The organism is Nocardioides carbamazepini (genome assembly GCF_024614185.1).
GTDB lineage: Bacteria > Actinomycetota > Actinomycetes > Propionibacteriales > Nocardioidaceae > Nocardioides > Nocardioides carbamazepini.
The window spans coordinates 130,071-141,307 of record NZ_JAHTLF010000024.1 but is presented as its reverse complement, the minus strand read 5'-3'; the positions used below and the strand labels follow the sequence as shown (position 1 = coordinate 141,307).

10 protein-coding genes are annotated in these 11,237 nt (G+C 65.5%); 4 read left to right on the top strand and 6 right to left on the bottom strand.

All coding sequences use genetic code 11. The features are described 5' to 3' along the window. Positions 1 to 119: 119 nt before the first annotated feature. The 6 genes from KVF89_RS25665 to KVF89_RS25640 form a co-directional block, all read right to left on the bottom strand. Positions 120 to 509: a tyrosine-type recombinase/integrase gene (locus KVF89_RS25665; protein WP_257429930.1), complete on the bottom strand. Its 390-nt coding sequence runs from the start codon at positions 507 to 509 to the stop codon at positions 120 to 122. Further along, positions 476 to 1,270 (bottom strand): tyrosine-type recombinase/integrase, encoded by a 795-nt coding sequence (locus tag KVF89_RS25660; protein WP_257429928.1) that lies wholly within the window; start codon positions 1,268 to 1,270, stop codon positions 476 to 478. Before KVF89_RS25660 ends, KVF89_RS25665 begins: the two co-directional genes overlap by 34 nt. 113 nt (positions 1,271 to 1,383) lie before the next feature. Beyond that, positions 1,384 to 2,136 carry an ArdC family protein gene (locus tag KVF89_RS25655; protein WP_257429926.1) on the bottom strand — a complete coding sequence of 251 codons (753 nt, stop codon included), beginning with the start codon at positions 2,134 to 2,136 and terminating at the stop codon, positions 1,384 to 1,386. Continuing rightward, the gene (locus tag KVF89_RS25650) at positions 2,133 to 3,470 is read right to left on the bottom strand and encodes a VirB4 family type IV secretion system protein (protein ID WP_443690006.1); all 1,338 of its coding nucleotides are present in this window, start codon (positions 3,468 to 3,470) and stop codon (positions 2,133 to 2,135) included. The genes KVF89_RS25655 and KVF89_RS25650 overlap by 4 nt, the downstream gene beginning before the upstream one ends. Before the next feature lie 173 nt (positions 3,471 to 3,643). After that, positions 3,644 to 4,114, bottom strand: a complete 471-nt coding sequence (locus KVF89_RS25645) for a hypothetical protein (RefSeq protein WP_257429922.1) — start codon at positions 4,112 to 4,114, stop codon at positions 3,644 to 3,646. Positions 4,115 to 4,553: 439 nt separating this feature from the next. After that, positions 4,554 to 5,345, bottom strand: a complete 792-nt coding sequence (locus KVF89_RS25640; protein WP_257429920.1) for a hypothetical protein — start codon at positions 5,343 to 5,345, stop codon at positions 4,554 to 4,556. 476 nt (positions 5,346 to 5,821) lie between these two features. Between KVF89_RS25640 and KVF89_RS25635 the strand changes: the two genes are divergently transcribed. The 4 genes from KVF89_RS25635 to KVF89_RS25620 all read left to right on the top strand — a co-directional run bounded on the left by KVF89_RS25635 (position 5,822) and on the right by KVF89_RS25620 (position 10,449). After that, entirely contained in the window at positions 5,822 to 6,571 is a 750-nt protein-coding gene (locus KVF89_RS25635; protein WP_257429918.1) for a helix-turn-helix domain-containing protein, read from the top strand. Positions 6,572 to 6,842: 271 nt separating this feature from the next. Next, a complete protein-coding gene (locus tag KVF89_RS25630) occupies positions 6,843 to 7,982 on the top strand; it encodes an ABC-three component system protein (protein ID WP_257429916.1) in 1,140 nt (379 codons plus the stop codon). After that, a complete protein-coding gene (locus tag KVF89_RS25625; RefSeq protein ID WP_257429913.1) occupies positions 7,982 to 8,491 on the top strand; it encodes a three component ABC system middle component in 510 nt (169 codons plus the stop codon). The genes KVF89_RS25630 and KVF89_RS25625 overlap by 1 nt, the downstream gene beginning before the upstream one ends. After that, positions 8,488 to 10,449, top strand: coding sequence for a DUF3732 domain-containing protein (locus KVF89_RS25620; protein ID WP_257429910.1), 1,962 nt, complete (start codon positions 8,488 to 8,490; stop codon positions 10,447 to 10,449). The genes KVF89_RS25625 and KVF89_RS25620 overlap by 4 nt, the downstream gene beginning before the upstream one ends. Positions 10,450 to 11,237 lie beyond the last annotated feature (788 nt).

The window sequence follows — 11,237 nt, the reverse complement described above, 5'->3', positions numbered from 1 at the left end:
CGCTGGTGTCGGCAGCGCCGGTGTCGGTGCCTTGGGGCGTAGGGCGCCGTTCTGGGTTGGGACGTGGCGCGATGGTCGCGCGGCCTTTTGTAGATGCGCGACTGGGTCGACGTGGTCGCTCATGTGCGCGGCCCGCCGAACAGCACCGCCAGCACCTCAGCGGAGTATCCCCGGGTGTCGACCGGTGGCAGGGGTGATGGGATCGGGCGTTCGGCCCGGTCGCGGTGATGGGCCAGCAATCGGCTCACGACCTCTTCCTCCCGCGGACGCAGGTAGATCTGGGTGGTGGTGATGTGGGCGTGACCCAGCACCCACTGCACGTCGCTCAGCGACATGTTCGGGTCATCGACCATCCGTTGCGCGGCGGTGTGTCGCAGGTCGTGCAGTGTCCAGGTGGTGCCCAGCGAGTCGTTCGCGCGCTGAAGCATCCGTCGTGTTGCGGAGTAGGTCAGCGGGCGCACTGGACGGCGGCGGGTCAGCCACAACGCCTGTTCGCGGTCCGGTCGCATTGTCTGTTGCTCGTAGAGGCGAAGCCACACGAACGCGTCCGCCGAGGCTGGCAGCCATTGCAACCGTCCCGAGCCCTTCCGGTGGACCCGATGCGCTGGTCGCCGACGTTCACGCGGTCCACGGTGACGCCGAGCAGCTCCGAGGCGCGGGCACCGGTCGAGACGTAGAACGCGAGCAGTGCTCGGTCCCGGTCCGAGCGCAGCGTCGCGAACAGCTCGTCGAAGAGCCGGTCCGGCAGGTGCCGTGGGATCCGCTCGGGCATCTTCTGCCGGAACGGTGCTCGCGGTCCCGGCGCGAAGGGCTGCATCGGATTGTGGTGCGCTTGCGACCTTCGTCCGGCTCGGTGGTCCGCGTCGGGGACTGGGTTGATCAGAGGCCCGTCGCCGGCGCTGATCCGGTCGGCGTAGAACATCTTCACCACCGCGAGGGCGTGGTTGATGGTCGCAGGCGCGTACCCGCCCTGCCGGCCCACTGGGCCGACCAGCCGCATCCACAACACGAAGTCGCGTGCCTCGATCCGACTCGCGCGCTGCCATGTCACCTCGATGGCGGCCAGGAACCGCCACCATCGCAGCAGCGCCAGGCCGTAGGAGCGCAGCGAGCTGAAGCTCGCGCCACAGGCCAGCATCGTGGCGAAGAACTCGCTGACCTCCTCGACCGGTTCGCCCGCCGCATTGAGGAGCACCGTGCCCGGCGCTGCGTCGATCTTGGCCACGGCGCCGATGGCCGGGACGACCAATGCCGTCACGTCACGCTCCATCCCAGATGTCCTTCCGCTCGTCGTCGCGACGAACGGCAGCACGCAAAGCCATGGCAATGGTGGACATCGACATCGTCCGGCGAGTCGTTCTGCACGTGTCGCCTGCGGACGACTCAGGCCGCTCCAGTTGGTGCGGTCAACAGATCGTGGGCGAGAGTCTTGACCTGGGCCGCGTCGTCCATGTCCGCCCGGACCGAAACGTCGCGGCTGAGGAAGTCGGTCAATCCGTTGGCACCGCCGATGGCTGCGGCTGAGGACACGAGCCGCAGCTCGAAGCCGCGGTCGGTGATCTGGTCGGCCAGGCCGTCCCACAGCCCGCCGGGTGCCTGGCCGGTCAGCAAGGCGGGGTGGGGGAGCTCGGGGACCGGGTCGCCCTCGGTCTGGGAGATGTCCCACACGTAGGCCGGCTTGAGGCCGACCATGCGGGAGCGGACGACCTCGCCGGACTTGGGCTTCTCTCCTCGCGCGAGACGTCGCCACGAGCCCGGGGCCGTCGGGTTGGTTGAGGCCATCCGTGCGGTGACCGGAGCGAGGATCCCGTAGCCCTGCTGGCCCTTCTGCACATGCCGTCCGAGCGCGAGCCACTGCTTGAACCCGGCGACATAGGTCGGCGTCGGGTGCGGGACTCGCCCCTCGCTGCATGCGGCGAGGTGCTGGCGATAGATCAGCATCGTGTTGTTGAACGACCTCGACCGGAACTGCGCGGCGAAGACCAGCGCCTGCTTCCAGTCCTCGCCGGTCACCAGCGCGGCGACAGAGCTGGCCAGTTGTTCCTGGAGCGCCTCGAGCTTGGCGTCACGGGCTGTTCGGTCGGGCCGGTTGGACTGGTGGCTGTGGTCGGCGGATCTGGTGGCGTGTCGGGTCATCGGGAATCGCCGCCTGTCATGCGGGCTGTGGTGTCGAAGAGTTCGAGCTCGGCGGGGTGCAGCTGGTGCTGGACCACGAAGGAGCGGTGCTTGATCCGCCACAGCCCCTGTCCGGTGCCCAAGGTGGGCAGGAGAGATTGCTCGGTGCCTGTGAGGCCGAGCGCGTGGGCGGTCGCACCGAGCTGGTCGGACTCTTGGCGGTACACGATCCGGGTCTCGGCGTTCGCGAGCAGTGAGGACGCGAGGGCGCGCAGGGCGGAGCCGGAGTCACCCACGTTGTCGAGGTCGGTGAGCTTGTGGAAGATCAGCATGTTGGCGATCCCGTAGTGGCGCGCGAGGCGCCAGTGGGCGTCCATGCGGCGCAGCAGTGCTGGGTGGGACATGAGTCGCCACGCTTCGTCGTACACGACCCAGCGTTGGCCGCCGGCGGGGTCCATGAGTGCGGACTCCATCCACGCTGAGGCGCAGGTCATCAGCACCGAGATCAGGGTCGCATTCTCGCTCACCCGGGACAGGTCGAGGGAGATCATCGGGAGTGTGGGGTCGAAGGTAACAGTGGAGGGGCCGTCGAAGAGCCCGGCGAGGTCGCCGGCGACGAGGCGCCGAAGCGCGTGACCGACGAGCCGGCCGTCCTCGCCGAGTCGCCCGTCGTGGTCGTCCCTGGGGTCGGGGGCGAGGAGGTGGTCGACCACTCGGGGGAGAACGGGCACGTCGGCGGAGCGGACGGTGCGGTCCAGCGCGATGTCGACGGCGGTGTGCTCAAGGGGTGTGAGGTGGCGGTCGAGCACGGTCTCGGTGAGGGCGCCGATGAGGTCACGTCGGCGCGAGGCGACCTGGCTGGCCCACCGGCCGTCATCGAGGCCGTCGGGGCGGTGGCTCTCGTCGAGTGGGTTGAGCCGGTTCGACATTCCTGGCCCGAGCGCGATCGCGCGTCCCCCGACCGCTTCGGCGACGGGAGTGTGCTCGCCCTTGGGATCTCCGGGCACGTACACGCGGCGTCCGAACGGGATGGAGCGGGTGTAGAGGCTCTTGGCGAGCGATGACTTTCCGGAGCCGACGATGCCGGCCAGCACGACGTTGGGTGCGGTGATCAGCCCGCGGTTGTAGAGCACCCACGGGTCGTAGACGAAGGACGAGCCGGAGTACATGTCGTGACCGACGAACACCCCTTCACTGCCGAGACCGCCTTCGGCCAGGAACGGGTAGGATCCGGCCAGGGTGGCCGAGGTGTCCTGGTGGCGCGGCAGGCGAAGTCGCCCGGGGGTGCGCAGGGCAGCGGGGCCCGGCTCGCCGGAGCGGGGGAGTACGACGGTGCCGCGCTTCTCCGCCGCCAACCGGGACGCCCGAGCCTGTGCCTTGTCTCGCGTGACGCCGCGATCCTGCGCGACCAGTGCTCGGGCAGCTGCTCTGCGTGCCTTGCGGTCGCGACGGCTCTCCCGTGAGGGGGCTACCAGGACACTTGAGTGGAGCCGGCTGCGCTGGTCCGGGGTGTCCGGGTTCATCGGTGTCACAGGGACAGCCCCGGTCCGACATCCGGGCGAGAGACGGCCGCTCGGTGGATCCCGCGGGGACCGCTCGTCGGGTGGGGGATATGGGGGTAGGTGATGGTGGACTCGGCCTCGTGGGCACGGCCGATGACCCCACAGACCTGTCGCACCATCTCGGCCGCCCGATGCAGCTCCCACGAGACCTGACACGACGCCGCTCGATCCTCGCGACTGAGGAACGACACGACCCGGGTCTCCCTGGTCCCGTCGGTTGCGTCCGGCCAGGTCGGATCAGGCTGGTCTGGCGTGCGGTCGTGGAAGCCGGCCAACTGGTGCAGTGCCTGTGACAGGGATCCGAGGCCATCGGTGAGGGCCCCGAGGACACGGTAGATGTCCGAGGAGTCGCTGACGATCCGGGTTGCATGGGCGAGCCCGCGAAGAGCCTGTTGCGCCTCGGCGGCGTCGTCGGCTGGATGGGTGAAGGTCGGCATCGGGGACTCCTCGGCGAGGGTTCGTTTCGCCGATGAGGTACGCCCACGGCGCCGGCCGTGGCGTGGCCGGCATACCGGTTTGATCCGCCGCCGGCGAGCCCTACAGATGCTGTTTGAGCCTGAAAGTGCAGGTTGCCCCTGTTGGGCCGGGCCAGGCGGGTGGGTTCATCGGTGCAGCGCGAGTGACCTGTGGCGCGACGTGTTGGCTTCTCTCCTGGGTCCGCGTCTTGGCCTCGACGTATTCGCCGAGGTGGGCTCCCCATTCGGCCTGGTTCATGGGAAAAACGCCTTGCGCCTCCTCACGTTCCGAAGACCTGCCAAAACGTGGGCGCCGCGAAGTCCAGACGGCAAACGGTCGAACTACTCCCAGCGGTGATGGCTGACGAAGGGGAAGCGTTGGTGTGAGAGTCCGCCGACCAGGCCTTGCGGCCGCGCCTTCTCAGAACTGGCCGCGAAGAGGCACCACTGCCGCTCCGGTCGGAGGGTCGGGCAGCGATGCAAGCTCGTCGCGGAGGACGGAGTCGGGGGTGATGCCGACCAGTAACGGGACCAGGCGCATGGGGTAGGACAGCGGCCACAGCGCCGTCGCGACGGTAGCTACGTACAGCGAGGTCGCCAGTGCCAGGACTCCGCCCAGTGCACGACGCACGGGAATCCGGACGACGACCCAAACCGCGCGCAGAACAAGGTGCGGCCCCTCCCAGCGGTCTGCTGCGAGGACGAGCGCGACACTGAGGACCAGCGCCACACTGGCGATCACAAGGTTCTGGGCGGATGGCCCCCGTCCTGACAGAGTCGCCTGGGCGTCGATGCCGAGTTGGCGCAGCGAGCCCACTTGGGTCGCGGCAGCGACGAGCAGCCAGGTGGTTGCAAGCACTCGGGCACCGCGGAGGAGATCGGCACGGTGAATCGTCCCCCGGAGATCGAACTGCTCTTGGGCGGTGATCACGATGCACGCCCCGACCACAAGTAGAACGGCCGTGCCGACGAGCCACCCGCTGGCGGCTTGGCTTCTTACCTCCAGAATCGGCGGCGTATCCATCGACGGGATCAGGTTCGCCGGGACCACCCCGTGCAGTGCCTTCCCGATTAGGACGCTGACAGGCTTGTCCACAATCACAGCGAACACGGCGATCGGGGCGAGGAACCATGAGAGTCGCAGGTAGCGGTCCTCGGTTGGTGCCGAGCGAGGCTGGAAGAGCAAACCGGCGAGAGTGATGAGTAGCGACATAGATCCTCCGTCATGCCAGCGTGTGATCTCTCCGTGGTCCTATCGCTCGTTCCCTCGCGGGTACGGCAGGAAACGGCTCTGATTCCTGCCGGTGCCCTGGGGCGGGTAGCGCTCGGCTGCCAAGTGGAGCGGTAGGGCAGCATCACTTCGCATTGGATGTTGGCCCGGAGGGATCCGCAAGCTTCGCAGAACTTCAGCGAACGCCCGGACGAGGGCAACGGCGTTCGGTTGGCGTGCCAAGACGAGACAGGTCACGGATACAACGGTGAGGGAACCGAGCAAGCACGCGACCAAGGCCCACGCCCCGGTTCCCATCAGCTCTACCGCAGTAGTTGGCGCCATCGTCGTTCCTTCTGCTGGTGGCCGGTGTGGGGCGGGAGAGCCGGGCGGCTAGGTCGGGCCAAAGGCTCGAGCGTCCCGCGGCTCAATTGTTCCATCACTAGTGCGATGGTTCCACCATCACTTATTCTGTGATGGTGGACCGATTCGACACACGCGTCGCAACCTACGCCGACGCCCGTGGGGCCGCGTTTCCTGGCAGTCCGCAAGCGCAGCAGCGGACACCGTCCCAGTTCGTCGAGCACGCAAACCATCGCAATGGACGCAGCGGCCGTGGCAGCGACGCTTTCGAGTCCTACTTCTACGCCACCGTCTTCCATACCGATTTCGCACCAGAGTGGCCCATCGCCACCGATTGGCCTGCCGTCGTCCGCGGCTTGCGCGGATCGTTCGCCCTCGCGCAGACGGACTTCGCAGAACTGTGTGGACTGGGAAGAGCCACCATCGAGCGCTGGGAGTCGGGGAAAGTGACCCCGTTCCGTGGAGACGCGCTTCAGGTGCTCAGTCTGGTCAGGCCACATCTCTGCACGCCCGTGCAAGCTGGCCAAGCTCTAAACCTCGCGGCGGGGGCAGTGCTGCCCCACCTGACGCGTCCGACGAGCGAGTACCTGGGCGCGGACGTGGTTGCGCCTCTGTGTCGCGATGGCCACAACCATTCGGACCTTGGCCCGGCGGTCCTAAGCGCCCTGGAGTCAGCGCGAATCCTGGTTGTCCTTGATCCCGGTTCCGACGAGTTGGACACGACCTACTTCCCGCTGGTGAATCGCCCTGCCGCTGATGGACACGACCTGCAGTGGGCGCAGGGAATCCTCAAGGACCTGGCGAAGCTCTCGAACGCGGACCGTCAACTCGTGGCTAGGCTTGCACGGCGGCTTGTCGCCGAATAGCGCAATCTGAGGTGTCGCATTTCGGCGGGCATCGACGCCTGTCCTGGGCGCTGGAGGTCTTTGGCAGCGGGATCCGATGCCAGCGAAGGGTCGAGACTCATCGTTCGGATTCATGACGAGGGTTCGCGAATTTGCCCCTCGCGACGGTTGGAACGCTGCTACGGTCCCGCAGGTGGCAGCTAGCGGTAAAAGTAGCCGATTCGGTGCAGCAGGATCTGCTCTCGGGTACCTTGCTCAGGTCGAGTACGGGCTCCTCCTCGTCCTACGGCGCATGGACGATGAAGTGACCTTGCGGCTGTCGATGGAGACAGCGGACGACATCGAGTTCGATGATCCGTCAGGCATCGAGGCACGCGAGCTCTGGCAGACCAAGCATCACCTCGTCCGCCGGGGGAGCCTCGGCAACTCCAGTCCCGATATTTGGAAGAGTCTGCACAACTGGATCGAGACCGCAGAAAACGACTGTGAGCTCGTGTTGTTTTCAACCGCTTCCGCATCAGCCGCCACGGCGGCGGCTCTCCTTGCGCAAAGTCGAACCGCCGACGATGTTCGCGCTGCGCAACAGCAACTCGAGGCAGTTGCTCGCAAGGCGGGCAATGACGACCATGCTGCCTACTACACCCGGTTCCTCGATCTGACCGCAGATCAGCGATTTGAGCTGCTGTGCCGCGTCACCATTCTCGGAGGTGCGTCTCGCGCGACCGACATGACCGATCAGCTGGTCGCCTCCGTTAGGAAGACCGTTCCGGCGCTTCGGAGGCGTGCCCTTGTTGAGCGGTTACGCGGTTGGTGGCATGCCCGGGCGATCCAGCATCTCGACCTGATCGCGACTGGCAGCATCGACTGGATCGACATGGTGGAGGTGGAAAACCAACTCCATCGAATCGCGCAGTCGCTGCGAGACGAGAATCTACCTCTGGACTACGGAGACCTTCCCGAGCCCACGCCAGAGGAAGCGGCGCAGGACGACCGAGTGTTTGTTGAGCAACTGCGGCTCATCATGCTCCATCATGAACGCATCAGGATGGCAGTCTACGACCACAATCGTGCTTTCGAGCAGCGGTCTCGCTGGCAGCGCGAACACCTGCTGGATCCTGAGCATCTGAAGGACTATGACCGCCTCTTGGTCGAGGAATGGAAGCGCGTGTTCCTGCCGATCGAGGAACCACCTAGTGCTGATGAACAAGATGAAGAAGCCAGTCGACGAGCGGCACTCAACCGCTACATGGCGCTCGGACAGCGCCCCCTCCCGGAGGTTCGGCCCGAGGTCCGCTCCGGGTACATCCCTCTCGGCTCGTTGCACATTCTGGCTGATCGCCTCGAAATCGGGTGGCATCCTGACTGGCTCCGTCTGCTGACGGACCGGCTCGACTCCCCAGAGTCCGAGATGCCCCAGCCAGGTGTTGCCTGATGGCCGATGAGATCGACCACAGCAGAGCGGTGCGTGGCGACACTGAGGCAAGCGCATTGTTCAACCCGGCCTTCGGTGCAGTGGTGCTCAACCGCGCTTGTGCTGGCTTCGAATCCAAGGCAGGCCACCTGATGCCACTCACCTACGCATACCTGGTCCTGCCGTCGGCACTCCACATGCCGACTCGCACCGCCTTGCCAGGCACAGTGGGGAGGTCGATGCACCGCTGGTTGCGCGAGAATCCCTTGGTCCTGTCGGATCTAGCAGTGCGTGTGCGGTCATTCCGCGGCGTCACCTCGGAGGCGATCATTTTTGGAATCCGCCACGCGGTGCTGGGAACCCGCGACGGCGCACTAGAGGCAGGCCACCTACGACGTCGCTCGCGTGCTCTTCAGCCAACCGGCGATTGGGAATCATGCATGCGAGCCGCGGACTTCCTCGGTAAGTGGCTCGGAGGATCAGGAAACGACGAGCCGACAACCTTAGCGCAATGGGGGCTGCGGCCATGATGCAACTCGACACATTGGCCCTGTACAACGCGACGGGTGACATCCGGCGGATCAACTTCGAACCCGGGCGGCTCAACATCATCACCGGGGACTCTGGCACCGGCAAGACGAGCCTCATCGGGATCCTCCGTTTTCTGCTGTGCGACGACAGCCCTCATGTTCCTCTTGGTCCGATCCAGAACACGGTCGCGTGGTACGGCCTACTAGCACACGTCGGCGAGACGGCCTTCTTCGTGGCTCGCCCCGCCCCGGCACATGGCGTCACCACAACCCAGGTGATGCTCTCCGTGGGACTACAGGAGCTGCCGCCGTTCGAATCACTGCTGACCAACATCAACACCGATGAACTCGTCGCCTACCTAGGCGGACTCGTCGGTATCGAGGACAACCTCTTCGTGCCACCAGAGGGCCACACCCGCCGGCCGCTCGCTGCAAATCTCCGCCATGCTCTGTACTACTGCTTCCAGAGGCAGGGGGAGATCGCGAACCCAGATCTGCTATTCCACCACCAGAACCGTGACTTCCAGAAGCAGGCTATCCGAGACACACTGCCCTACTTCCTCGGGGCGCAGGGAATGGACGCGCTGAGGAAGCGCGAAGAACTCAGCCGACTGCGGCGACGCATCCGGCAGACGAACCTTGAGCTCGAACGCGCCCGGGACGAACGCGAACAAGGACTCGGACGAATCAGCGGTCTCCTCGCTCAGGCTCGATCCGCTGGCCTGATTGAGACGACCACACTGCCGTTAACGACAGGCGACGCGACAACCCTGCTCACGAACGTCGTATCGGGCGACCACCCACTGACCCCGATTGCCGACGATGACGATCTTGCACAGACTGAGCGACTCGTCCAGGTACGAAACGATCTCCGCGACCGCATCCGCGAGCTCAACGACAAGCTTCGCGGCCTGGATGACTATGCCAACGTGAGCACGTCCTACGGGAGGGAACTCAACGAGCATCGCGCGAGACTTGCGTCAATCGGACTCGTTCCAGACGCCCCAACTGATGAAGCACCATGCCCGCTCTGTGCCAGACCCATACCTGCAGACCCCAGCAGCGACAGCATCCAAGCGCACCTGTCACGCGTCACCCGAAGGCTCGAACTGGCCCAACGCGACCGGCCTCTCATCGATACTGCCCGAGCGGAGCTGCTGGACCAACGCCGTGCCGCCCGGCGCGAGCTCTCAGACATCGACACAGCTCTCGAGGCCCTCGCCCAGGACGAAGAAGGCCGCGAGGCGGCACGCGGACTCGCGACCCATCAGAGCTTCGTGCGGGGACGGATCACCCAGTTCCTGGAGACAGCGACGAACGATCCCGTTGTCGCCGTCGCCGTACTCGAGAGGCAACTCAACGAGCTGAACGCCCGCGCAGAGGCCCTCGCGGAGGACCTCGATCCTGAAACGTTGCGGTCAGCCGTTCAGTCTCAACTCGCAATCGCCAGCCGGGGTATGACGGAGCTCGCACGAGCCCTTCCGCTGGAGCATTCGGAGCATGGCGTGAGGATCGACCCCTACCGACTGACGGTCGTGGCAGACACTCTGCAAGGTCCTGCGTACATGGATGCTGGCGCCATTGGCAGCGGAATGAGTTGGGTCGGATATCACCTGACCGCATACCTCGCGCTTCAGGACTTCTTCATCAGAGCGGCGCGTCCAGTGCCGAGCTTTCTCGTTCTAGACCAGCCCAGTCAGGCCTTTTTCCCGCGAGACCGCATCACCGGCGGCGACTTGGAAGAACTTTCCGATACTGATCGCGACAACACCAAAAAGCTCTACAGGATGATGTACGACGTCGTCGCTGCGCTCGAAGGACGACTGCAGATCATCGCATTCGACCACGCTGACTTCAGAGGCGATCAGTGGTTTCAGGATTCCATCACCGAGATCTGGCGCGACGGAGATGCACTCATTCCGCAGTCGTGGCTCCGGCCGCCGGGCAGGAAGGGTTGACGGGGAGATCTCCGCCGAAGCTGCTCTGCCGACTACAGGCCTCTCGACCGCGTACTCGCTCGCGGGAAGTGGCTTCAATGGGATCCATGGAATCGAACAGGTGGCTGGCTTCCCGTCGCCTGACATGTCTGGTTGGCCGACTTGAAACGACCGTCGCGTCGTGTGGCCAAGACGCTCAACAAGCGGCTCGTGTCTTTCCCTAAGCTGCCCATCGCCGTCGCCGCAGAACCCTGCCTAAACGAGCGACTACTTTTCGCCACCAACGAGATGCTGCCACGGCCTCGGCTACAGCCTGAGCGCGCGCTTCGACGTTGACTCGAGCATTCTCGGCTGCGATTGCCGCGGTCTCGTCGTAGGCTGACGCGACTCTGTCCCAGTGGGAGGCGCGCCGCCGGAGGCCGATGGCGCCAACGCACCAGAGGACCAGGCTGACCACGAGCAGTTGCTCACTGAAAGACGCTGAGGTTCCTGCGGGAGTGAACAGCTTGGGGACTGCCGCGCCAAGCGCCGCGGCCAGGATGAGAAGTGTCAGCTCCGACGTCAGCCTTTGGTTCGACGCCTTGCTCGCACACAGGTCGGCGTATCGCCAGGCCAACTCGGGCGGCAGTGCGTCCGGATTGGGTTCGGGCCACGGTTGCCACGAGCCGTCCCAAGGTCCTTGGGAAACCCTGCGTGACGAACCTGCGGTCGGCAGCGGAGGCATGCGTCGTGCATGGCGATAACGACGCATGTTGCACAGACTCATGTGTCCAAGTGCCCACGCGAGGAGCGGTAGGACCGCGACGAAG

Bases quoted from the DNA above. Each gene is read 5' to 3' on its own strand.
- KVF89_RS25665 (WP_257429930.1), bottom strand. From the start codon at position 509: ATGCGACCGGACCGCGAACAGGCGTTGTGGCTGACCCGCCGCCGTCCA.
- KVF89_RS25660 (WP_257429928.1), bottom strand. From the start codon at position 1,270: ATGGAGCGTGACGTGACGGCATTGGTCGTCCCGGCCATCGGCGCCGTG.
- KVF89_RS25655 (WP_257429926.1), bottom strand. From the start codon at position 2,136: ATGACCCGACACGCCACCAGATCCGCCGACCACAGCCACCAGTCCAAC.
- KVF89_RS25645 (WP_257429922.1), bottom strand. From the start codon at position 4,114: ATGCCGACCTTCACCCATCCAGCCGACGACGCCGCCGAGGCGCAACAG.
- KVF89_RS25640 (WP_257429920.1), bottom strand. From the start codon at position 5,345: ATGTCGCTACTCATCACTCTCGCCGGTTTGCTCTTCCAGCCTCGCTCG.
- KVF89_RS25630 (WP_257429916.1), top strand. From the start codon at position 6,843: ATGGACGATGAAGTGACCTTGCGGCTGTCGATGGAGACAGCGGACGAC.
- KVF89_RS25625 (WP_257429913.1), top strand. From the start codon at position 7,982: ATGGCCGATGAGATCGACCACAGCAGAGCGGTGCGTGGCGACACTGAG.
- KVF89_RS25620 (WP_257429910.1), top strand. From the start codon at position 8,488: ATGATGCAACTCGACACATTGGCCCTGTACAACGCGACGGGTGACATC.